We start from the raw sequence: 23,001 nt of genomic DNA, 5'->3' as shown, positions 1-23,001 counted from the left end.
AACTTCACTTCATACTTTTTGTGGATGAAATCAGAAAATACGCTGGTTAATCCGTTAATTACGCCAAGATATTCAACTTATTGAGCAGTGAATCGTCTCAGTCACAGAATATTCACCCGACTCACTTAAACAGCAAGATAGAGATGAAATACCGAGCATTTCTAGACACGCTATCCGAGTGAATTGGGATACCCAATTTTAATGATAAGGTCAGGTTAGTATGTTGTATTTGGAATTCTTATTCCTATTAATAGTGTTATACATTGGTTCCCGTTATGGTGGGATAGGCCTTGGTGTTGTCTCAGGCATTGGCTTGGTGGTGGAAGTCTTTATTTTTAAAATGCCTCCGACCTCCCCTCCGGTAACGGTCATGTTGATCATTTTAGCCGTGGTCACTTGTGCGTCGATCTTAGAAGCGGCGGGTGGCTTAAAATACATGCTGCAAGTTGCTGAGAAATTGTTACGCCGTAACCCAAAACAAGTCACTATGATTGCTCCTTTAGTGACCTACACCATGACTTTTCTGCTTGGAACGGGTCATGCGGTTTACTCGATTATGCCGATCATTGGCGATGTCGCATTAAAAAATGGTATTCGTCCCGAGCGTCCGATGGCCGCCGCTTCCGTTGCTTCACAAATCGCCATTACTGCTTCGCCCATTTCTGCCGCTGTTGTTTACTATCTTGCAGAGCTATCGACGATTAATCACAACATCACGCTGTTATCTATTTTGATGGTATCGGTACCTGCGACGTTATTTGGAACCGTGTTGATGTCGCTCTACAGCATGCGTAGAGGTAAAGAGCTCGAGCAAGATCAGGACTATCAAGAACGGCTAAAAGATCCCATCTTCAAAGAGAAAATTCTTAGCACAACCGCCACATCATTAGATGAAGTCCTCCCAGCCGCGGCAAAGAATTCTGTCATGCTCTTTATTCTCTCAATTGTGATCATTGTTTTGATCGCCATGTTCCCTGAAGTCAGAATGATTTCGGGTAATAAGGCGATTGATATGGCGACCGTGATTCAAATGATGATGCTTTGTTTCGGCGGTATTATTTTATTGGTCGCTAAAGTTAATCCAAAAACGGTTCCAGAAGGCGTAGTTTTCAAATCGGGGATGGTGGCTGCAATTGCCATTTTTGGTATTGCTTGGATGTCGGACACCTATTTTCAATATGCGATGCCACAATTTCGCTCAGGGATCATTGATATGGTGAACGCCTATCCTTGGACCTTTGCACTAGCATTATTTATTGTGTCGGTTGTGGTGAACTCACAAGCGGTCGTTGCGAAGATGATGCTACCGGTCGGTGTAGCACTGGGGCTCGAACCTGCGTTATTGATCGGGTTAATGCCTGCGCTGTACGGTTACTTCTTTATTCCGAACTACCCTTCTGATATCGCTACCGTGAACTTTGATATGACAGGAACAACCAAGATCGGCAAATGGTATTTTAACCACTCATTTATGGCTCCCGGTTTAGTGGGCGTGATCAGTGCGTGTTGTGTCGGCTATGTGCTCGGACAAATTGTGATTGGTTAATCACTAATCCACTCAGCTGATAATAACCAGCCGCATCGTTTACGCTCGATGCGGCTGGTTTCTCATTCAGCAAGGTTAATCGATTTAACTTACGGCACATTGTGACCTTTGGATGCCACCCAAACTCGATACCATTGTTCGCGAGTTAACGTCAGCGATAATGCCTCAACCGCAGCTTGTGTACGCTGGATATTGCCGGAACCAAGGATCACCACTGGGTTAGAAGGTAAGCAACGTACCCAAGCATACACCACTTGATCGATACTCTGTGCGCCAATCTCTTCGCGTATTTCTTCAAGCACCTGACGTACTCGGGCAATTTGCTCACTCTGTCCATTAAACAGTTGACCACCGGCTAAACATGACCACGCCATCGGTCTGGTTCGTAAACGTTGTAATTGATCCAAAGTGCCATCATGCGCAACTTGAATATTCAGCGGATTAATCTCAACTTGATTAGTAATCAAAGGCTTAGATAAGCGTGATTGTAACAAATCAAATTGAGCTGGGCTAAAGTTCGATACGCCAAAATGTTTGACCTTGCCAACTTTATGTAAGTCAGAGAACACTTCGGCTACCTCATCGGCGTTCATTAATACATCTGGTCGGTGAAGTAATAACACATCAATTTCATTAACGCCGAGACGTTGTAATGAATGATTGACCGACTGATAGAGGTGCGCTGAACTGGTATCATAGTGGTTGATCTTTTGCGAAGGATAACTATCACCACATAATTTAATGTCGCATTTAGTAATGATTTGCAGTTGGTCACGTAAAGCTGGTTCAAGAGCCAAGGCCTCACCAAATAAACGTTCACATTGATAATTACCATAGATATCAGCATGATCAACGGTACTGATACCTAATTCAAGATGCTGCTTAATGAATGTTAAACGAGATTGCGGCGTCATGTTCCATTCCCCAAGACGCCAGTATCCTTGCACTAGCTCAGAAAATTCTGGACCTTGGGAAGCCATCGTAACTTTCTCAATCATTGTTTCTACTCCTTTACCTTGCTCTCTATTTAATTTTATAGACGAAACTTGCTACGCTACTTCCGATAAGCGATCGGTTAAATTTAATCATTCGATCCCACGGCCAGCCAACGCACTTCAATATCCTTACCATCGGTCAATAACTCAACTTGTCGTCCAGACATCGACCACTGCTGCCGCTTAGGAAAACGATGAGCATGATGGTTAAGAAATAAGATTAACTGGCGATCAACGTCAGAGCTGGTTTTATCGATCCGTTGATCATCAACGGAAAAAATAGCCTCAGCGATCTGGACGCGATCAACTTGAAAGCCATCTCGGCGCAGCGCTAATTGCAATTGACTCCAGTCATGAGCCGAATAGGTTAGATGTAAGACTAACATGACTGGCTGTTCGTTCATAAAACGGATACTTGCCCAAACTAATGTTGAGTAATAATAAAATTCATCACTGCACCATCGATGCTGATCACTCTCCTCAGCGCACTCTAACCACTGGTGACTTTCTTGCCATTCAGACAAGGTCGGTAGAGCGTGATTGGGGTTGAGAAACGGTAACAAAAAATCTTCATGTACGGCTTGAGCAGGTAGGCTAAATAAACCAAACCATAATAGCCATTTACTCATCGTATGTTTCCTCGGCCAGCTCTAGTACAAACGAAAGAGAGCATACCTCTCTTTTCAAAACCACATCATGCCGATTCTTAATCTCAGCAACAAGCGCCTTAGACTCTACGCCCCCAAAGGACAAGCAGTGAAGTGCATCAAACTTTTAGGGCGTAGTCAGCAAGAATGATGTCAAGCGATACCCGACCACTTATGGTTAAGGATGAAATTCGGTTTACTCTCTTCCTCGCCTATCTACCTCTGGCCAGCACAGCGGTGAATTGCCATTGGCAGGGGATATCATCATTCAAGGAATAAAAAGAATGAAACTGCATACGCTAACCTACGCAATGATGCTAGCCGCACCAGCGGTACTGGCCTCACCCAATATCACCATTTCGACCACCACCAATAGTCGAGATTTCCCACTCAGCGCGACATCGCCGTTAGTCATACCGTTAACCAAGGATAACTACACGCTAAAAATCAGTGGTATTGAGGGCGACTGTCACGCTGACAGTGAACAGACTGTTCGTTTTAATACTCCCATCAAGCTTAACTGTGGTGCCGTGACAGAATTACCGCTGAATATCCGCTTTACTGGTGATTATGCGTTCAGTTTTGATGACCAACATAAAACCCTCGCCTTTGTTCGTCAGCCAACCACAGCGAAACAAACCGAATTTCAACGCCCGCTACCTTCGGTTGTTTGTGAGCAATATCAAGGTGGAGAGGTTACCTTGACCTTAGCCGATAGTTTTGCTGAAGGCACCGAATTAAAAGACGCGATGAGCGGTCAAATCGTTACAGTCAACAACGGGCAAGTCTCTTTAACACCCTCCCCAACCAGTGGCGGACTTATTCTGCTTGCTCCGCTAAAGAGTGAGCCACAGCCTTTCACTTACCGTAATGCCAATATCTATTTTGTTATGGTTGACCGTTTTTATAACGGTGATCCGAGTAACGATCACAGTTATGGCCGTAAAAAAGATGGCCAACAAGAAATTGGTACCTTTCATGGCGGCGATCTCAAAGGGATAATTAAAAAGCTCGATCACATTAAAAGCCTTGGCACTGATGCGATTTGGCTCTCGCCTATTGTCGAACAAGTGCATGGCTTTACTGGCGGAGGCGACAGTGGCTCCTTTCCTTTTTATGCCTATCACGGTTATTGGACGCGAGATTTCACCAAAATCGACGAAAACTTCGGCACCGATGAAGATCTCGCCACCTTAGTGGCAGAAGCCCATAAGCGAGGCATAAGAGTCCTACTCGATGCGGTACTCAACCATACTGGCTACGCGACTTTAGCGGATTTGCAGTTCGATGGCATTGACGTTGTCAAACCTAGCACTCTGCCTGAAAAATGGAGCGATTGGGCACCAAAAACTGGCGAAACGTGGCACAGTTTTCATCAATATATTGATTATCAAAACTCAAATTGGCAGCAATGGTGGGGTAAAGATTGGGTACGTGCCGGGCTGCCGGGTTATCCAGCGCCGGGGTCAAGCGATCTTACCTTAACGTTAGCGGGATTGCCTGATTTTCTCACTGAAGCAGACATGCCTGTCACACCACCTCAATGGCTAATCAATAATCCGGGAACACGAGTCCAATCTCGTGACAATTATACCGTCACTGATTATCTCATTGAGTGGCAAACCGATTGGGTAAAACGTTTTGGTATTGATGGCTATCGAATTGATACCGTTAAACATGTCGAAGGGGAAGTATGGCAACGCCTGAAATCAACCGCTAGCCAACGCCTTGATGAATGGCGCGCCAAACAGGGCAAACAAGGTGAACCGTTCTGGATGATGGGCGAAGTTTGGGCGCACAGTGCTTATCGTAGCCCGTATTTTGATGATGGTTTCGATGCGCTGATCAACTTCGATTTACAAAAAAGAATGGACCGCGGCGCCGCTTGTTTAAGCACCATGGAGGATGTGTACCAAGCCTATTCGCAAACCCTCGCCAAACATGCTGATTTTAATCCGGTCAGTTATATGTCATCTCATGACACGGAACTATTTTTTGGGCGCTTTAAATCACTCGAGATGCAGCGTAATGCCGCGAATGTTCTGCTGCTCACTCCAGGAGCAATCCAAGTTTACTATGGTGATGAAGTCGCTCGCGAAGTCGGTCCTTATGCGGATGATTTTCATCAAGGGACTCGCTCTTCAATGAACTGGCAGTGGGATAATGATCGCGCAGCCTTACTGCAACACTGGCAAACCTTAGGCCAATTTCGCCAAAATAACCCTGCAATTGGTGCAGGAGTTCATCAACCAATCCCACAAGACAATGCTTACGTCTTTTCACGTACGTTAGACAATAATCGCGTCGTCGTCGCCTTTGTCGGCCAATAGCTCTGTTTTTAAAACCCACCAAGCTGCTGTTTAGTCTCTAATAAACAGCAGCTTAAACTGCTTTTTTCTGGTCATTTCAAACAAAATCTTAGCCTAACGCTCAATCTCCTACTGGTACAACCACAAAATTTCTATAAGACATTGATGAAATGTACTTTTATAATCCGCCCCTCACACTAATAAAACCAAACATTTGACATTATTAAAACAAATTTTTAACATTAGTTTTTTGATGTTACAGACCTGAACGGCCTGAAGTTTCAGCTAGGTACCCCGTAAGTAAAACCTGATGAACATAAATACACCGTTTGATTATGGTGAACGCATCGAAGCCTACACCGCTGCAACTTCAAGTAAAAAGGGCTGCAATAATACTATGCCGACTAAATAAGAAGTGGCTAATCATCGGTCAAATGGTTGATTCACCCGCACACTAGCTTAGACGAGTGAATCAACCACTTCACCTCAATTGACGCTACCGCACCTTATTTTGGGCGATAATACACACTTAGGAACACGAGAATGAAAACCTTTCCCCGAACTCTGGTTGCACTTACCGTTATAGCCAGCAGCTCAGTATACAGCGCTGGCTTTCAAGTTGCCGAGCATTCCGCCTCCGGTCTTGGCCGAGCTTTTTCTGGTGAAGGCGCGGTGGCAGATAACGCCAGTGTGCTAGCTCGCAACCCTGCGGCAATGACTCGTTTTGAACGTGCGCAATTTTCTGGCGCCCTGAGTATCATCGATCCTGAAGTTGATGTTTATGATCTGAGCAATCAACAAAAAATGTCGGATATCGCTCCTCTCCAAGTGGTTCCAGCGGCTTATTATTTAAGCCCAATTAATGAACAGTGGAGCTGGGGAATCGGCCTTTTCACTACCTATGGTGTAGCAACCGATTACCCAACCGACATTTATGCTGGTGACATGGCAGGCGACACTGCGTTGATTTCGGTTAACCTCAACCCGAGCCTAGCGTACAAAGTCAATCAACATCTTAGTTTGGGCGCTGGGATTAATCTTGTTTATGCCCATGCAGAGCTCAATCGTCACCAAGGTGGCTTAGCGCCCACTTTAGGTGGTCAACCAAGTGATAAGCTGATCTCTATGGAAGGCGATACCTTAGGTTATGGCTGGAATATTGGCGCACTTTACTCAGTGAACGAAAATCACCGCTTTGGATTTTCCTACCGCTCACAGGTCAAACTCGATTTCGATGATGGTACCTTTTCTAGCTATAACTCTGGCGCAGCTAGCAAGCCCGAAGTCGTCGGCCGCTTAAAACTTGATCTACCAGAAATTTGGGAAATATCCGCCTTTCATCAACTCAATGACCAATGGGCGATTCACTATGGCTATCAACGCACCGGATGGCGTTCATTCAAAGAGCTCAAAGCGACTTCAGCAGAGTGTAAAGACGGTGTCTGCTTCCAAAAACCAGAAGACTATAAAGACAACGGCCGCTGGTCCCTTGGCACCACCTATCGCCTTAATCATGATTGGACACTGCGCGCTGGTTTAGCATTTGATGAACAAGCGGGTAAAGCCACCTTGAGCATTCCAGATAGTGACCGCTACTGGTATTCAGCCGGTTTTACTTACACCTTGAATGATGCCATGACCCTAGATGCGGGCTTTGCATTAGTAAGAAGCAAGGAAGGTAACTTCACCGAAACCAACGCCGCAGGCCAAAGCTTGAATTTCAACACCAAAGCCAATGCCTATATCAGTGCCATCCAGCTCAATTACCAGTTCTAAATAGGTTAAGAAACCCATGAAAAAACTACTTAAAATTTCCCTACTCTGCTCGGCTCTATGGTTAGCGGGATGCGGCGATGACACGCAAAGCTCTGGCGCACCGACCATTAGCTATGAGCCACATATTGCCAAGGCATTAACTCGCGAAACACAGATTAAATTTCAGTTGAGCGGCGCGAACCCTTCGGTGCCGCTACCCTCCTATACGTTGATGAACCCGCAAGATGGTACTTTAAACTTACCCACGGATGGTGACAACTCGCCCAGTAATCCACGGGTTGCCATGAATCAGCTCGATGGCTGGTCAACCACTATGCCACTGTATCTGGATTTTACTGGCGGCAATTTGGCTACTGGCGCCATCACAGACGGTGTTTATCTAGTTGAACTGACAGATTCGATGACTGGTAATCCACAACCGAAAGCTAATGTTGACTTTGTCGCCTTTAGCGATGCCGCGACCAGTAAGATCGCCATTTACCCAACTAAGCCATTAAACCCAGCGAGCAACTATATTTTAGCCATCACCAGTGATGTTAAAGACGCACAAGGCGAGCCAATCGGCACCTCGAGTAGCTATGCGACCCTTAAATCTAAGCAGCGCATTTATAGCCAAGGACAATTGGCACAGCTGCAGAAAATCACCCATGGCACGGAAGCTCTGTTTAGCGCGACGGGTGTTAATGCAGAACAGATCGTATACAGCACTTGGTTTAGCACCCAATCGGTCGGTGAAACATTAAGCGCTGTAGCTGCCGCAACGGCCTACGGCGCGGGGCAAGAAAACCCATTAGCGGTTTGGCAGCAAACATTTGTCCATCAAAATGATGCTTATCAAATGACCTTTGAAGATCCCAAGCCTTTTGCTGAAGCGCTTAACGCAGATAAGGCTTTTGAACAATATATCAAGGCTCCCAAGAACCTACTCATTGCAGCTTATGATCAGTCCGTCACTGATACCGGTCAATCGGTTAACGTCACTCATGGCGCGGTGACTCTGCCTTACTACCTTGAAACCGGCGCAAATTGGAACACACAAGCGTTTAGCGCCGCTTCCCCCAGCCTAGCGAAAATCTCAGCAGCGTTAAAAGACCCTGTTGAGCAGGCTCATCTTACCGCGCAATTGATCGGCGCTGGTATTGATCTTACCGAGCTTGCAACCAGTCAAGAACAGCAGATGAAATTAGTCGGTCTTGAGCTCACGAAAACCGATGGCAGCCGATTAGACAGCGAGCGTTTGATCACCCGCTATTCACCGCTGCCCAGCATTAAATCACTGCAAACCGTGCCGTTTTTACTTTTTACTCCCAAAACGGGCGAAGTTAAAAATGTGGTCATTTATCAGCACGGCATTACCTCAGCCAAAGAAAATGCCTACGCGTTTGCGTTTCGCCTTGCTCAAGCGGGTTTAGCGGTGATTGCGATTGATATGCCACTGCACGGAGAGCGCAGTTTAGACGAACAGCGCTCAGCCAATACCAATGTGCTGGCCTATTTAAATTTAGTTAACTTACCCGTGGCCCGTGATAACGTGCGTCAAAGTATTTTGGACGTGCTGGCGCTGCGCGCTGCGCTAACCCTGTCACAATCATCTTTCATCGGCTCTCCCCTTGAGAACGTCAATATTGCAACAGGCTCACAGATTAAACTGCTCGGTCATTCATTAGGTGGTATTGTCGGGCTGTCCGCACTGGCAGCAAGTGAGCAAGATTTAGGTAATCCTCAAGCGAATGCTCTCTATCACTTTAGCGCCGCAGCGATCCATAACTCTGGTGGTCGTATCGCGCCACTTCTGTTTGGTTCTGATGCTTTTGCACCGCAGATCAAACATAACTTAGCGCTGACTTCTGCTCAGTATAAGGCGTTTGCAGACACATACTGCATTGGGCAAACTGACTCCGCGTGTTACGGTATCTTTGAACAAAATGCAACTGAACTACAAAAAGCGCAATTAAACGCACTGTTTGCTCAGTTTAGCTTTGCCGCTCAATCGGTGCTCGACAGCATAGATCCAATGGCGAATTTAGCTTCGGGCATTACAACGCCGTTATTGCTGACTCAAGTTCACAATGACGATACGGTGCCGAATGTCACCAAAGAAGCAGGTATACTGCCATTTGCTGGCACAGAGCCAGTGGCGAGCTTACTTGGATTAACGACGATCAATCGCACGACACCAACCGTGAATGGGCAAAGCAGCGTCTTTATTGAGTATAATGCCACGGCTAAGCATTCAACCTTTATTGCCCCACAGAATGATGATGGGTCTGATGCTCTTCACCATGGTCAAATGCAAGCACAAACCATTGATTTTTTAATTGATAACCAATTGAATGGGGCGATTCCAGAAACCGTATTGCATTAATTAACCAAACCGCAAAGCGGTAAAATAGAAAACAATAAAGGCAGGATTTCCTGCCTTTATTGTTGCTGAGCGTTATCAAGTCAATTTTTTAGAACTTATAACCGCCAGAGATCATAAATACCCAAGGATTAATTTTCACGTCAGTGGATTGGGCATCAACACCCGCTTTATATTTTGCTGTGGTTTCAATATTGGCGTACCAAACTGATGCGTTAAAGAACCAGTTATCATCGAGCATATAGTCGACACCAACATTGGCCGCTAGACCCCAAGAATCATCCAGTTTTAAATCACTAAGCCCGGCTGTTTTTCCAGTATCATTAAATTTTTCATCAAAGAAATTGGTGTAGTTAACACCAGCGCCAACATAAGGACGCCATGTGCTACCCGCTTCGCCAAAATAGTACTGCACCATCACCGTCGGTGGTAAATGCTTAGTTTTACCGATATCCCCTAAACCGCCAAGATCGGTCGAGATCTTATGCGAGAAAGGCGTTGCGGCTAATAACTCAATACTGAAATTATCCGTCAACATATAGCCGAGCGTTAAGCCCAGCTGAGTATTACTGTTCACCGACAGTTCATTTTGCGAACCAAGAATTTTATCACTGCTATCATTGGGTACGACACTAGCAATACCTGCACGCACCAAAATATCCCCTTGCTGATGAGCAAGCACTGAAGTTGAAGCTAAAATGGTAAGGACAGCTAATCCACAGACTGTTTTTTTCATGCTACTTTCCTTTTGTTGGGCTAATTATTCTTTTTGTTGGCGCGCACAGTAGCATATAAAAACCACACTATTTTGATGGAAATCAATTTGTGAATTTTTTTAGTTGAAAAGATGAAAATCTGTAAACTTTGTCACAATAAATGCTCAAGCAACACAATTATCTAATGCAAACTAGGCGTGCCACGCAAAAAGCAAGCTAACCGTAGGAGCATTCGGCGGTGTTGATTGAGTCTGTCACCATGAGTATGGAAACAATATACTTGGCTCGAAAGACGCTGCCGTAGCGCGGCAGCTTCAGTAGAAAAGAGCGGTCCACTACAACACTAGGTACGGTAAAGTACTTTTATTACATGCCAACCAAACTTGGTTTTCACTAATTGCGGCGTCAAAATTTCACCTTGAAAGCAAGCTTTATCAAAAGCAGGGACCATTTGTCCTTGGCGAAATTCGCCTAAATCACCACCACGCTTACCCGATGGGCAAAGTGAATACTTTTTGGCTAAGGTTTGAAACTTAGCGCCTTTTTTTAATTGCTGTAGTAATTCATCAGCTTGCTCTTTGTGCTTGACTAAAATGTGCAATGCAGCGGCTGTTTTCGCCATAGGGAAATACTCGATCTAATAACAAAGCTGCTTATTTTAACCAAAGCCGTAGCCTAATGCATCTTTTCGATATTCATCGCTCATCAAGGAGCTTTAACTGCTAAAAATAGCTCAATAGCGTTACGAAGCGGCAATTTTCAGTTACTATAGAAGGTGTAGTGTGTTTATTTTTGAGTAGTGTGTTATGGCCAAAACCGTCAGTAAAGCAAATCAGTCGCAAGGGATGTTGATGTTTACCCTCAACTCACAGCAACAGCTGTTTGCTATTGGAACGTTAAAAGTAAGGGAAATCGTCCCCTATTTACCGATGACGCAAATCCCGTATTCTCATCATCATGTGGTGGGAACGGTGACGATACGTAATCTAACGGTACCAGTGATTGATATGGCCGCAGCCATCGGATTTAGGCCGATTACTCCTCAAGAATATAAACAGTGTTATTTGATTGTCACTGACTGCCTGCGTACCGTAGTCGCATTTATGGTGCGCGGCATTGAAAAAATCATCGAATGTAATTGGCGCTCCATTGAGTCAGCGCCGGTGACAGCGGGCAATAATGTCTTTGTAACAGGGATCACTCGTTATCAAGATCGTATTGTCCAACTTCTGGATGTCGAACTGCTGCTCTCAAAAATCTACCCACAATACGAATCCACCAAAGTGCCGATGCTGACCGATATTGAACGTGAGCGTCTAAAACCACTGAATATTTTACTGGTCGATGACTCATCAATTGCCCGTAAACAGCTGGCCGATGCGCTAGATAGAATCAACATTCCTTATCAGATTTGTAAAAATGGTTTGGAGGCTATTGAACTAATGCGCCGCCTAGCCGATGAACATAATGCGATTGATCTTTTAGTCAGTGATATTGAAATGCCCGGTCTTGATGGCTATGAGCTGGCTTTTGAGGTACAAAACGATTCTCGCTTAAGTCACGCTTATTGTATTTTGCACACCTCATTGTCGAGTGAAATTTGTGTCGACCGCGCTCATCAAGTTGGCGCACACGAGGCATTAGAAAAATTTAACGCCACTGAACTTATCGAAGCGATGCTCAGAGGAGCGAAAAAACTTGAATCGCAACGCTCGTCATCCCTCTCAATGTAATCCACGATAAGAGCAAGATCAGCGGATTTTTGCAGCAATATGAGCAAAAATCCGCTACGCTTAGCCTATAGAATTGATTAGCGCTTAGTGCCGGTAAACCCATGCCTGATGAAGTTTTTAAAAAATCTACTGCCAACCTTAAAAAAGCGGTTCCTCTGATGATGAAGCATCATGTTGCCGCCACACCTGCTAACTACGCGCTTTGGTATACTTATGTCGATCATGCTATCCCGCAGTTAAATCAAGAAATGGATTCCGTTTTAGCGCATTTTGGCTTATGTCCACCCAGTTCTGGCGACCTGTTATACAAAAATTTCATCGCTTCTAAAGCAGAAACGACCGTCAGTGAACTGCGCGCGAATATGGAAATTTTAGCCAGTGAAGTCGCCAGCTCAATGTCTGATACCATGACTGATACACGAGCTTTTGAAGCCATTATCGATAAAAGCTTTTGCGATTTAGAACGCGTAGAGAAAGAAGATCTTTCTTTAGAGGAAGTAATGGGCGTTATTCGACAGCTAGTCAGTGAGTCACGAGACATTCGCCATTCGACCCGCTTTTTAAACAATCAGCTCAAAACCGCTTGCGATGAAATCTCTAAGCTGAGAAGCCAATTGGCAGAAGTACAGAAAGACGCGCTCTTTGATCCACTCTGTGGGTTATATAATCGACGCGCTTTTAATAACGATCTACTTGCCATGCTTCATGCTCAACAAGCGCTAAGCATTATTTTGTTAGATATCGACCATTTCAAAAGCTATAACGATGATTTCGGTCACCTGTTTGGTGATTCGGTATTAAGAGCGATTGCCAAACGTATTCAAGGTAATTGCCGCGAAGCGATGACTGCCTACCGTTTTGGTGGTGAAGAATTTGTTATTCTGCTGCCTAACATGACTTTACGTAGTGCTCGTCAATTCGCGGAGTCGGTACGTCGATCAATTGAAAAGCTTTCAGTTCGCGATCGCCGCTCAGGTCAACAAATTGGTAATATTACTGCCTCTTTTGGCGTCGCCGAATATCAAAGTTTGGAAGCCGCTGATACTTTAGTTGATCGGGCCGATAAAATGCTCTATCAGGCCAAAAATCTTGGCCGTAACCGAGTAATGCCACTCTAAAATCGCCATCGAGAGTCCATAAAAGCAGGCCATTAATTAATACCCATTCAATCCACTATCAAGGTAGATGGTCAGCGACTTAAAACAAGTCGCCCAACCAACTTATTGATTTTAATGGTAAATTTATAAGTGAAAAGCGTAATTAAGACAGTAGTCTTCACCACTTTTTGCCGTATATTCTTTATCTTCGCTACAGGCTTGCGCTTTACCGTGCGCATTCCCTTTGATCAAGCTTATCCAATGACGAATCGCAGTATTAGCCATTTGATTATTGATTTGCTGGCTAAACGTGGTGCAGGTTTCTAACTGAATATCTTCTATCTCAACCAATTCCACACAGCCAGTACCGCGTAAGCAACCTAATAGCAGTTCAACATGGCTTCCATCCCCTTCTCTAAAGAGAATTGAACAAGGCTGATCTTTACTGCCGGTAAAGGCGACAAACTGTTTCGGATATTGTAAACCGCTGTGACGACCATCTTTAAAATACGCCAGTACATGGTGGTAATCGATCACATAACTGGTGACTTCTTGATGCGAACCACTTTCTAGCGGAAATAAACGATCCATTAATTGCTTAGCTTTGGCTTGTCTTTCTCGTTGTTGATTTGCGCTGGTTGTCTCCACGGCGAAGACAGCTTCAGCGATAAACGGATGTTGAGTTGATTGAATGTTAGTCTTATCGAATGTCAGCATATTCATTGTCGTTCCCTCGTGGATAACTATTTATTGTGTCCTAGAGCCATTACTTCAAACTTATGTTTAATTTTCATTCAATTCTGTGACTGGCTTAGTTTGTAGACTAGCGGATTTTTTACTACAATTTCACAACAAAAATTTTACAATGTGAATTTTACAAAATGGCCATATCAAAAAGCTTAGTCAGACAGTCACATTTTTTAGGCACCAAGGTAAGAAACTTGCGTAAACGCAACCACTTAACCATGGAAGATTTATCAGCGCGCTGTATACGGGTTAATCCTGAATACGCTCCTTCCGTCTCTTATCTCTCTATGATTGAACGAGGCAAGCGAGTTCCTAGCGTAGAAATGCTCGAAGTGATTGCTGAAGTCTTTCAAAAAGATCCGCGTTGGTTTTTAGACGACGAACCCGAACAGGCCGACATTACACCTAATAAGGGCAATCGAGGTGGGATCAGTGGGATGGCACTTGAACCTAGCTTTCTATTTTCTAATGATATTTTACAGATTGCGATTCCCGAAATGCTCTCACAAACCGGGATCACCGGCCGCCAGTTTGCTCATCTGCTGATCCGGGCCCATCAAGAAAGTTTACAAAATCACTTCCCCGATCTAGAACGTGCGGCAGAGGAGGTTGGACTAAAACGTCTTAATTTGGCCGTAGAAGATTTAATCGATATCGCTAAAAGCCTAGGATTGACCATACGTTGGGTGACACGTACACCGCATGATGTGGTCGATGAATTGGGGATCAGCGCCAAACAGTTAGTCACTTCTTTTTTTGAACCACCGGGAAACATTTATCTTAATGAGATTTTAAAACAGTATCCGACACGCCTGAAATACGACTTAGCGGTGTACATTGGCCATAATGTTTTACACAGTAAAGAGGGATTAAAAAGTGTGCTTTCGGTTGGGCATACTCATGGCTGGGAAGCGCAGAGCGATCTTCAGCAAACCTCCGAGCTTAACTCACAAGATATTTTGCAAGCATGGCGTGATTTTGAATCGAGCTTTTTTGCTGGCGCTCTATTATGCCCCAAAGTTCCCTTTCGCCAACTGTTGGATCGTAATGGCTATGAAATCTCCGTACATCAAAAAGCCGGAGTATCCCCTTCGGTTGCCATGCGCCGGATGACCGTCGTCTCTCCCTACCCTCACTGGCACTATTTTGATGCCTATGGCGAAGGCAAACTTAAAGCGGTGTATCGTGGTAATGGCATACCCCTACCTTGGGGGAACATGCGTAAAGTTGATGACCCTTGCCAACACTGGGCGGTGTTTCGTCGTTTGTCTGAGCCTTTACCCGGTAGCTCAGCACAAATTTCCATTTTAAATGTCGGTGATGAACCGCGTATTTACTGTTGTGAATCAATGAATATGTCTGATGCTGCAGGGAATAACCGTGTGCTATGTGCTGGCATTGATCTTAATCCCGCCATTAATGCTCAAGGTGGCGATGCCCGCTCGATTGCCGAAGAACTCAAAGCCTCTTGTGTTCAACAAGGAGGTTCAACCATCATCCCGAGACACATTAAAAAAGATTTGCTAACCATTGCAAAAATTCTCAATATTAATTGGATTGAGCGTGGGATTGATAATCAAGCAAGATTGATTTGTTCACGTGGTGCGGTGTGCCCGAGAGTACCCAGTTGTTACGATAAATGCGCCAATCAAACCGAGCAGCGTTGATCGTTGACAAGAAAAACAACGTAAAAAAAAGCCAACCGCAAAAAGGGGCGATTGGCTATATTTTGTGTGAACAAAGAGGTTCACTAACAACGTCAGTTGGCTAGGTGACCCTCGGCTTAAAAGGGTCATATATTATAAAGCACATAGCGTGCCAACTTTTTCAAACCACTTAATCAAGCAATTCAAGGCGAATATGGCGAAAAAGCGTCCGTTTCATTACAACCGATCTCATAGTGATTTTGCATTTTGCAAATCCAGTGCAAAATGCAATTTCCCTGTAACTCTCTACTTTTCGGTTTCTCTCAACCTTAAAACATCCAACCTATCAAAAAATGATTAACTGAGAATAATGATGCCAACTCCAGTTTCTATCCCTGAATCTACACCAACGCCATCATGGCTAACGATCAATGATGGACAATTACTGTGGATCCCAGATTTTTTATCCATGGAACAAGCCGATAACGCTTATCAACGCCTGTCGCTTGAACTCAACTGGCAACAACAAGCGATCATGATGTTTGGTAAACCAATCATGCAGCCTCGCCTGCACGCTTGGTACGGTGAAAAAGCTTATCGCTATTCAGGCTTAAGTTTAGCGCCACAACCGTGGGCAGCAGCATTACTCCCTCTTAAAGCACAATGTGAACGAGTTGCAAATCAGCCATTTAATTCGGTTCTGGCGAATCTCTATCGCCATGGTCAAGATTCGATGGGTTGGCACCAAGATAATGAACCGGAATTAGGTCACCAACCCGTCATCGCTTCACTATCATTAGGCGCAACTCGGTGCTTTGCGCTGCGCCATATGCAAAGTAAAGAAAAATTAACCTTTGAACTCAGCCATGGCTCATTATTAGTGATGGCTGGAGATACACAGCACTATTGGCAGCACACCATTCCTAAAACTCGTCAATCCTGCCAACCAAGAATCAATCTCACATTTAGACAGATCATTGGTTGATCTGTGTCTCTATGAACGCCAACCTTGTTCTTACGTTCGGAAAAGTACCGAAAGAGACTATTGATCTTCAAAAATTTTGAATGACATCCTCAACTCTCTGTGCTCCTTTTTGAGCCAGCAATCAGTAAGCTATGATCATCCTCTAATGATGGAGCACGATCATGAACACCTTACGAGTCATCGAACAGCTAATTCCCGCCCGAGCGACCTCGGATGGAGACGGAGTGAAAATTCGTCGTGTCGCTGGTTTTAACCATGGCAGATTCTCCCCTTTCCTAATGGTAGATGAATTGAAATCGGATCATAGTGCCGATTACATTGGAGGGTTCCCTCCTCATCCTCATCGAGGCATTGAAACCTTAACCTATATGTTGCAAGGGCACTTTCAACATCGCGATCAAATGGGTAATGTCGGCGAATTACGCAGTGGCGGTGCCCAATGGATGGCCGCGGGCCGAGGGGTTATTCATAGCGAAATGCCAATCATGGAACAAGGTCAATTGCACGGTTTCCAAATTTGGATTAATCAACCAGCGAAAAACAAAATGGCACCGGCTCAATATCATGATTTTCAACCTGAAACGATAACTGAATATTCAGAAGATGCACTGGGTACGCTAAGACTCATCGCTGGAAAGCTCGCTATCAACGGGCAAACGTTGCAAGGTCCGCTAACTCAAACTGGCGTCGCCACTATCGTTGCCGACTGGCGTGCTCAATCATCCAGTGATATCGCTTTAGTCATCCCTGAGCACTACAACGTGTTGCTTTATGCGTATCAAGGCGCGGTGAACGTGGTAGGGAAGAGCTTAAAACAAGGCGAACTCGCGGTACTTTCTCGCAACGCTGCACTTCAATTATCGGTCAACGAAGCCAGCGGTGTATTGATTTTAGCGGGGGAGCCGATTAACGAACCGGTGGTTCATTACGGTCCTTTTGTGATGAATAGTCACCAAGAGATTGAACAAGCGATTGCTGATTATAATGCAGGATTATTTTCCACCTACTAATTGCCTGATAACTCTATACCCAAACGACTTAGAGTTATGGTCAACCCTCATCAACAAACTCGATGACGAAACAAAGACAGCTGCCGCTGTACGTAGAAAGGAAGAGTAAGTTTACTGTCCATTCGACCATAAGGTCGGTTATTAAACAAAAATAAAACCACTGCCGGATATTTTTGTTTTTGCCACACCCATTAATGAGTGTGGCTTTTTTTGGCTTGCTGGAAACGTCAGCGCCTATTATGACCTAAAAACGCACGGCTATAAAAATTCACACAAATAAGCAGTGGCTTGCGACACTTGTAAATCAAACGATGAATGACCATCAACGTCAAAACACTCTCCACTATGAAACGTTAACCAGTGTTGATCGCTCGTGCGTTTAATGGTTAATGACCCTTTGATAACGGTCATTTTCTCCGGAGCATCCGTCGCAAAGGTATACTCTCCAGGAGCCATCACACCGACGGTCATTGACTCGCCATGCTGCTGAAAACCTAAAGATTTCACATTGCCATCAAAGTAGCTATTTTCCTTAATCATGGTATTCCTTTTCTGAGATAAAATAGTTTGAGTGGCGTTTTCCACTCATCACTTAACAGATACTCAAGATATCATTAGCTTAGCTTTAATGACAATATGCTATACTCAGCTTACCTAAAGGCTTTACGTAATAAATCCTAAATACTTTGAGAGAATGATGTGGTTATTAGAAAAAAACCTAGCCGAAAATACCGCCCTGATAGTCAATCGTTTCTATTTAAAGTCCTCTTCTGGCTAATATTAAGTCTATTATCTGTCGGATTTACGCTATTAATTCTCGTTAGTTATCGCGATTACATTAATCCGAAGAACGTGCACGGTTCTTGGATTGAAATCGGTGCACCAAGCCATTTAACTGAAGTTCTCACCTTTAATGAACAAGGCGTATTTCGTGATCATCGTTTAATTGCCACGCAATTTGAATTTGATGGCAAGACCATCGCCATCCGAACTGGCACTGGCGAAACGATTTATCAACTTTCGGGAACCACTGACTCACCGCAGATGCGACGAGTTGAACCTCCGCTGCCTCACCAACGTTTTATACGTGCGGGCTATGAGCACACCATTTCCACTGAACCTGGACCTAGCCGTCGTTCAGCCGTTTCAGAGCATTTTAGGGAACGATAATGGCTCCCGAAGGAGCCATTAAGAAGGTTAAGCGTGACGACCAGCCTATGATTATTTGCGTAGTGCGTTTAATTTAGCCTGAGCCAAACCAAAAATCGTATCCACGGGATAGCTGCCATCTTCTGTTGCAACACCAGCGGGTTTTCCAGTAAAGAGCTCAATCGCTTCTGTCACATGGTCAATCACCCAAATATGGAATTCACCCTTTTCCACCGCTTTGAGAATATCCGCCCGTAGCATCAAATGATGCTGATTAGAACGAGGAATAATCACGCCTTGTTGAGAATGACGGCCTTTAATATTACACACATCGAAGAAGCCTTCGATTTTCTCATTAACACCGCCAATCGGCTGCGCTTCACCAAACTGATTCATTGAACCAGTAATCGCAATATCTTGCCGATTGGGTTGCTTGGAAAATGCTGACACAATAGCGCAAAACTCAGCCATGCTGGCACTATCGCCATCGACCCCACCGTACGATTGTTCAAAAGTAATGGTGGTGGTTAACGGTACTCGCGCCGTTCGGCCAAACACCGAATTTAAATAAGCAGAAAGTATCATTACTCCTTTTGAGTGGATACTGCCCCCTAAATCCACGCTGCGTTCAATATCAATAATATCGCCATCACCAAACGATGTGGTCGCCGTAATTCGGTTTGGTGCACCAAAGGCATGATCGCTGGTCGCTAACACCGATAAAGCATTGATCTGCCCCACCGCAGAGCCTTCGGTCTGCAGTAATGTAGTGCCATTAAGGAAGGTTTCCATTACGCCTTCTTGAAGACGATTGACTCGCATTTGTTGGTTGCACAGCGCTTCTTCCACATGATTTTGGCGAATCATATTAGAATTGGCTTGGCGAGCGACGTAATTAGACTCACGCAATAAATTGGCAATATGCGCGGAATGCAAAGAGAGCTTGTTTTGATCGCTGGTCATTCGCGAACTGTGTTCAATAATTCGCGCAATCGCTTTGCGATCACAATGCAACATATTGTTATCATGGACAATACTTGAAATGAAACGGGCATAATGCAGCTCACTTTCTGGCGTACGCTTCATCTCGTCTTCAAAATCAGCGGTGACTCGAAACAGCTCGCTGAACTCCGGATCGTAATGCGTTAATAATTCATAAGTACGATAATCACCAAATAAGATGATTTTGACATCTAGTGGTATCGGTTCAGGATCGAGCGATACCGTTCCGGTTAAAGTCACTTCTTTTTCTAGCGAGGTGAAGCTGAGCTGACGTGAACGCAGAGCACGTTTTAAGCCATCCCATACATAGGGCTGCTCTAATACTTTAACCGCATCCATTAGCAGTACGCCGCCGTTGGCTTTATGTAAACTACCAGCGCGGATCAGTGAAAAATCGGTAAACACCGTTCCTTTATAGGTCGCCGTTTCAATATAGCCAAACAAGGAGTGATAGTTAGGGTTTTCTTCGACCACCACCGGAAATTCTTGCGACGCGCGACAAACCAGTACATTCACTTTATAACGACGTGGTAACTTTTTATCCAACGCCGCGGTAGCGAGCTCCCCTTGCTCTCCCGTTTCATCCAAAAAGATCTCAACATTTTCGACGATATCTTTTTGTAATTCGGTTAAGTAGCTTTTGATTTCAGGGTACTTAGAATAATCGATTTTAAGCTGTTTAATAAAATGACTGATCACATCGAGCGTCACATCATCATTGAGCTTTTTAATTTTTTCGCTGTACGCTTCCTCCCACTCAGTGAGCTGGCGGACCATATTGCGTAAGCTGACTTCTAACTCATCAATCGTCTGCGCAAAATGCTCTTGCTCTTTTTTACTCAGCGCATCAAACGTTTCTTCGGTATGCATTTCTTCGCCATTCATGGCGACAAACTGATATTCACCTTGGTTAGTGATACTTAAACTAATATCACGCTCTTTGGCACGTAAGGTGATGGCTGCTAATTCTTGTTCCTGCTTTTGGGCTAGTTGGTTTTTTAAGCGGTCCGCTCGGCTAAAGTAGAGTTCATTATCAAACGCTAACGGAATCGCATTGACCAATTTAGTCATCAACTTTTCAATATCTTGACGAAATTTCTGGCCAACACCAGACGGAAGCTTAAGCACTCGTGGTGTACGAATATCATCAAAATTAGCCACATAACACCAATCAAATAGCGCATTATTTTCTGGCTGATGGCGATTTAAGTAACGTAAGATCATGGTTCGTTTACCCAATCCATTACGTCCAATGGCATAAATGTTATAGCCCTTTTCTTTTATCGACATCGCAAATTCAACCGCTTTTTGCGCGCGCTCTTGACCAACAATCTCATCAATGGGAGCTAACTCTTTGGTCGATTTACATGGCAAATTATCTAGTGTTGCAACGTGATAGAGCTGCTCAACACTCAAATTTTGAATCGCCATACCCCCTCCTTATTTTTTTATGATTGTTATATTTAAATTAATTTTCTTTATTTGTAGCTTAAGTGTAGAAGAAAAGCACAATCTTTTTAGTGACTTACTACTAATTCACGCTTAAGTGGACAAATAAGCACCAGTGCTAATGATGAAGACGCAAATGACAACCAGTTGCATTTGATGGCAAGTTGTCTTTAAATAGGGTCCCACAACTTCACCAACACCGGAGTCACGATGGATCTTAATCAGTGCTGGAGCTACTACCAAAAAGCTGAGAAATTGGTCAATCAAGGGCATTGGCCTGAAGCTCATTATCTGTTTGAGCAAGTATTAGCCTACCTCCCACAACATTTGCATTACGCGGCACAAAGTACTCAAACCAAACCTTGTCAGTTGGTGTGTTTAATCAGTGGACTGCGAGACTGCGCAGTCTACCAATCTGAAATTCTTAATACGATGGGACAGCAGCAAGGCGCTTATCAAGTACTCAACCAAAGTTATGCGTTACTGCAATTTTTATCCATCGAAAACAGTCCATTGGTCAGATCCGTCGCCAGTGTCTTAGACAGCAACAGCCACGACTTACTCGAACACATTAATGCTTTTTGCCATGCGCAAAGAGCAGCGTCGTGGCAGTTAGAGTATGCGAATATTGAAAAAGTCCATCGCTACTTTACTCAACTGAAACATCAGCAAGGGCAGTCGACGAGCGCGACACGACTCAACTAAACACCAACCGTCGGGTCTAACGATTAACGGAATAAACACTTTCAGCTTAAAAATAGGGGCGATTAAAAATAGTCAGCAATCGCTAAATAACGCTGGCGGATATGTTCAATCAATAAACGAACTTTATTGGGTGGTTGACGTGTAAACGGGTATACCGCGTAAATCCCCAATTTTTTGCCGACCTGATCTGGAAATAGGTCGATTAATGTCCCTTCTCTAAAATCATGGTACACCAAACAGCGCGGCACATAAGCAATACCGTGGCCACCTAATGCTGCTTTACGTAATGCTGTCGCATTATCGGTAGAAAAGCTGCCCGAAACTTTCACTATCCGGTTACCTGTCGGGCTTTTAAACTCCCAATCACTGGCTCCGGTGGTTTGATAGGCGTATTGTAAACAATTATGAGCCACAAGCTGCTCAGGCATGATCAGCTGACCATGGCGGGCAAGGTATGCGGGCGATGCACAGACAACCCATTGCGAATCCAATATATGCCGCGCGATCAAACTCGAGTCATCCAAATAACCCGTACGGATCACTAAGTCAAAACCACCTTCAACTAAATCAACAAACCGATTATCCAGCGACATATCTACCGTTAATCCAGGATAACGATTACAAAATTCCGCGACCGCATCAGCGAGCAATAAGTCTCCAGAGATGGTCGGCACCGACATTTTAATGTGACCGCTGACATTTTCACCAAAGCCTGACAGGGCATCCATCGCTTCTTGCGTGGCTTGCTTCACATTTCTTGCACTGATCAACAAGGCTTTCCCCGCTTCGGTTAAGGTTAATTTGCGGGTGGTACGATAGAGTAACTGTACCGCCAGCTCTTCTTCTAAACGGGCGATTCTTTTGCTAACTACTGAATTGGTAAGATTATTTTGTTCCGCAGCCTTACTAAAGCTCCCGAGCTCAATGACTTGAGAAAACAGAATTAAATCATCTGCGCGCATTCGATTATACCATTTTAAGAACTAATTATTTTCATTATTTCCCTATATCCTCAAAAAATAAAGGAGTAAATTCACCTACAATTAACAAGACCATCACAACTATAAAAATTAAACAACCCGAGCTTACATTGCTTAACTCGTACCCTACTGCACGTGTTAAGTCAT

At 44.4% G+C, this 23,001-nt stretch carries 19 protein-coding genes; 11 read left to right on the top strand and 8 right to left on the bottom strand.

The annotated features are described in order from the left end of the window. Window positions 1–220: 220 nt before the first annotated feature. Window positions 221–1,546, top strand: coding sequence for an anaerobic C4-dicarboxylate transporter (locus VIB_RS14815; protein WP_004397015.1), 1,326 nt, complete (start codon window positions 221–223; stop codon window positions 1,544–1,546). An 89-nt stretch (window positions 1,547–1,635) separates the two neighbouring features. On the opposite strand, the gene VIB_RS14810 is transcribed toward VIB_RS14815, so the two are convergent. After that, a complete protein-coding gene (locus VIB_RS14810; protein ID WP_004397014.1) occupies window positions 1,636–2,544 on the bottom strand; it encodes an aldo/keto reductase in 909 nt (302 codons plus the stop codon). A gap of 83 nt (window positions 2,545–2,627) precedes the next feature. Further along, complete coding sequence (locus VIB_RS14805; RefSeq protein ID WP_050782760.1) at window positions 2,628–3,170, bottom strand: hypothetical protein; 543 nt, start codon at window positions 3,168–3,170, stop codon at window positions 2,628–2,630. A gap of 302 nt (window positions 3,171–3,472) precedes the next feature. Between VIB_RS14805 and VIB_RS14800 the strand changes: the two genes are divergently transcribed. The 3 genes from VIB_RS14800 (at window position 3,473) to VIB_RS14790 (ending at window position 9,638) form a co-directional block, all read left to right on the top strand. Beyond that, window positions 3,473–5,518 carry an alpha-amylase gene (locus VIB_RS14800; protein ID WP_004397012.1) on the top strand — a complete coding sequence of 682 codons (2,046 nt, stop codon included), beginning with the start codon at window positions 3,473–3,475 and terminating at the stop codon, window positions 5,516–5,518. 522 nt (window positions 5,519–6,040) lie between these two features. Further along, window positions 6,041–7,273, top strand: a complete 1,233-nt coding sequence (locus VIB_RS14795; protein WP_004397011.1) for an outer membrane protein transport protein — start codon at window positions 6,041–6,043, stop codon at window positions 7,271–7,273. 16 nt (window positions 7,274–7,289) lie between these two features. Then, window positions 7,290–9,638: a VolA/Pla-1 family phospholipase gene (locus tag VIB_RS14790; RefSeq protein ID WP_040905302.1), complete on the top strand. Its 2,349-nt coding sequence runs from the start codon at window positions 7,290–7,292 to the stop codon at window positions 9,636–9,638. Window positions 9,639–9,726: 88 nt separating this feature from the next. On the opposite strand, the gene ompW is transcribed toward VIB_RS14790, so the two are convergent. Beyond that, window positions 9,727–10,371: an outer membrane protein OmpW gene (gene ompW, locus VIB_RS14785; protein ID WP_004397009.1), complete on the bottom strand. Its 645-nt coding sequence runs from the start codon at window positions 10,369–10,371 to the stop codon at window positions 9,727–9,729. A gap of 323 nt (window positions 10,372–10,694) precedes the next feature. Then, on the bottom strand, window positions 10,695–10,973 hold the full coding sequence (ppiC, locus tag VIB_RS14780) for a peptidylprolyl isomerase PpiC (RefSeq protein ID WP_004397008.1): 279 nt from the start codon (window positions 10,971–10,973) through the stop codon (window positions 10,695–10,697). 184 nt (window positions 10,974–11,157) lie between these two features. Between ppiC and VIB_RS14775 the strand changes: the two genes are divergently transcribed. Both VIB_RS14775 and VIB_RS14770 read left to right on the top strand, forming a co-directional pair. Next, on the top strand, window positions 11,158–12,084 hold the full coding sequence (locus tag VIB_RS14775) for a chemotaxis protein (RefSeq protein WP_040905299.1): 927 nt from the start codon (window positions 11,158–11,160) through the stop codon (window positions 12,082–12,084). A gap of 101 nt (window positions 12,085–12,185) precedes the next feature. Next, window positions 12,186–13,202: a GGDEF domain-containing protein gene (locus tag VIB_RS14770; RefSeq protein WP_004397006.1), complete on the top strand. Its 1,017-nt coding sequence runs from the start codon at window positions 12,186–12,188 to the stop codon at window positions 13,200–13,202. A gap of 123 nt (window positions 13,203–13,325) precedes the next feature. Here VIB_RS14770 and VIB_RS14765 read toward each other — a convergent pair whose 3' ends face one another. After that, window positions 13,326–13,904, bottom strand: a complete 579-nt coding sequence (locus VIB_RS14765; RefSeq protein ID WP_004397005.1) for an aldolase/citrate lyase/malate synthase family protein — start codon at window positions 13,902–13,904, stop codon at window positions 13,326–13,328. A gap of 158 nt (window positions 13,905–14,062) precedes the next feature. On the opposite strand from VIB_RS14765, the gene VIB_RS14760 reads away from it, so the two are divergent. From VIB_RS14760 to VIB_RS14750, 3 genes are all read left to right on the top strand, one after another. Further along, window positions 14,063–15,595: a DUF3612 domain-containing protein gene (locus tag VIB_RS14760; protein ID WP_004397004.1), complete on the top strand. Its 1,533-nt coding sequence runs from the start codon at window positions 14,063–14,065 to the stop codon at window positions 15,593–15,595. A gap of 352 nt (window positions 15,596–15,947) precedes the next feature. After that, the gene (locus VIB_RS14755) at window positions 15,948–16,559 is read left to right on the top strand and encodes an alpha-ketoglutarate-dependent dioxygenase AlkB family protein (RefSeq protein ID WP_004397002.1); all 612 of its coding nucleotides are present in this window, start codon (window positions 15,948–15,950) and stop codon (window positions 16,557–16,559) included. Between the two features lie 161 nt (window positions 16,560–16,720). After that, the gene (locus tag VIB_RS14750; RefSeq protein ID WP_004397001.1) at window positions 16,721–17,569 is read left to right on the top strand and encodes a pirin family protein; all 849 of its coding nucleotides are present in this window, start codon (window positions 16,721–16,723) and stop codon (window positions 17,567–17,569) included. Between the two features lie 258 nt (window positions 17,570–17,827). Here VIB_RS14750 and ppnP read toward each other — a convergent pair whose 3' ends face one another. Further along, entirely contained in the window at window positions 17,828–18,109 is a 282-nt protein-coding gene (ppnP, locus tag VIB_RS14745; protein WP_004397000.1) for a pyrimidine/purine nucleoside phosphorylase, read from the bottom strand. 165 nt (window positions 18,110–18,274) lie between these two features. On the opposite strand from ppnP, the gene VIB_RS14740 reads away from it, so the two are divergent. Next, window positions 18,275–18,739 carry a DUF2850 domain-containing protein gene (locus tag VIB_RS14740; RefSeq protein ID WP_040905543.1) on the top strand — a complete coding sequence of 155 codons (465 nt, stop codon included), beginning with the start codon at window positions 18,275–18,277 and terminating at the stop codon, window positions 18,737–18,739. A gap of 51 nt (window positions 18,740–18,790) precedes the next feature. Here the strand turns inward: VIB_RS14740 and VIB_RS14735 are convergent, their stop codons facing one another. Further along, on the bottom strand, window positions 18,791–21,151 hold the full coding sequence (locus VIB_RS14735; RefSeq protein ID WP_004396999.1) for a Lon protease family protein: 2,361 nt from the start codon (window positions 21,149–21,151) through the stop codon (window positions 18,791–18,793). A 228-nt stretch (window positions 21,152–21,379) separates the two neighbouring features. Here VIB_RS14735 and VIB_RS14730 point away from each other — a divergent pair, with 228 nt between their 5' ends. Beyond that, window positions 21,380–21,874, top strand: a complete 495-nt coding sequence (locus tag VIB_RS14730; RefSeq protein ID WP_040905296.1) for a hypothetical protein — start codon at window positions 21,380–21,382, stop codon at window positions 21,872–21,874. Window positions 21,875–21,936: 62 nt separating this feature from the next. Here the strand turns inward: VIB_RS14730 and VIB_RS14725 are convergent, their stop codons facing one another. Then, a complete protein-coding gene (locus VIB_RS14725; RefSeq protein WP_004396998.1) occupies window positions 21,937–22,836 on the bottom strand; it encodes a LysR family transcriptional regulator in 900 nt (299 codons plus the stop codon). Between the last annotated feature and the right edge of the window lie 165 nt (window positions 22,837–23,001).

It is taken from the genome of Vibrio metschnikovii CIP 69.14 (assembly GCF_000176155.1).
Taxonomy (GTDB): Bacteria; Pseudomonadota; Gammaproteobacteria; order Enterobacterales; family Vibrionaceae; genus Vibrio; species Vibrio metschnikovii.
Note: the sequence above shows the minus strand (reverse complement) of the source record. Positions and strands in the feature narration are given on the sequence as shown.

Coding starts and splice junctions, on each gene's coding strand:
- VIB_RS14765 (WP_004397005.1), bottom strand. CDS start 13,904: ATGAATATGCTGACATTCGATAAGACTAACATTCAATCAACTCAACAT.
- VIB_RS14805 (WP_050782760.1), bottom strand. CDS start 3,170: ATGAGTAAATGGCTATTATGGTTTGGTTTATTTAGCCTACCTGCTCAA.
- VIB_RS14760 (WP_004397004.1), top strand. CDS start 14,063: ATGGCCATATCAAAAAGCTTAGTCAGACAGTCACATTTTTTAGGCACC.
- VIB_RS14800 (WP_004397012.1), top strand. CDS start 3,473: ATGAAACTGCATACGCTAACCTACGCAATGATGCTAGCCGCACCAGCG.
- VIB_RS14815 (WP_004397015.1), top strand. CDS start 221: ATGTTGTATTTGGAATTCTTATTCCTATTAATAGTGTTATACATTGGT.
- ppnP (WP_004397000.1), bottom strand. CDS start 18,109: ATGATTAAGGAAAATAGCTACTTTGATGGCAATGTGAAATCTTTAGGT.
- VIB_RS14755 (WP_004397002.1), top strand. CDS start 15,948: ATGCCAACTCCAGTTTCTATCCCTGAATCTACACCAACGCCATCATGG.
- VIB_RS14735 (WP_004396999.1), bottom strand. CDS start 21,151: ATGGCGATTCAAAATTTGAGTGTTGAGCAGCTCTATCACGTTGCAACA.
- VIB_RS14810 (WP_004397014.1), bottom strand. CDS start 2,544: ATGATTGAGAAAGTTACGATGGCTTCCCAAGGTCCAGAATTTTCTGAG.
- ppiC (WP_004397008.1), bottom strand. CDS start 10,973: ATGGCGAAAACAGCCGCTGCATTGCACATTTTAGTCAAGCACAAAGAG.
- VIB_RS14790 (WP_040905302.1), top strand. CDS start 7,290: ATGAAAAAACTACTTAAAATTTCCCTACTCTGCTCGGCTCTATGGTTA.
- VIB_RS14750 (WP_004397001.1), top strand. CDS start 16,721: ATGAACACCTTACGAGTCATCGAACAGCTAATTCCCGCCCGAGCGACC.
- ompW (WP_004397009.1), bottom strand. CDS start 10,371: ATGAAAAAAACAGTCTGTGGATTAGCTGTCCTTACCATTTTAGCTTCA.
- VIB_RS14725 (WP_004396998.1), bottom strand. CDS start 22,836: ATGCGCGCAGATGATTTAATTCTGTTTTCTCAAGTCATTGAGCTCGGG.
- VIB_RS14775 (WP_040905299.1), top strand. CDS start 11,158: ATGGCCAAAACCGTCAGTAAAGCAAATCAGTCGCAAGGGATGTTGATG.
- VIB_RS14730 (WP_040905296.1), top strand. CDS start 21,380: ATGGATCTTAATCAGTGCTGGAGCTACTACCAAAAAGCTGAGAAATTG.
- VIB_RS14795 (WP_004397011.1), top strand. CDS start 6,041: ATGAAAACCTTTCCCCGAACTCTGGTTGCACTTACCGTTATAGCCAGC.
- VIB_RS14770 (WP_004397006.1), top strand. CDS start 12,186: ATGCCTGATGAAGTTTTTAAAAAATCTACTGCCAACCTTAAAAAAGCG.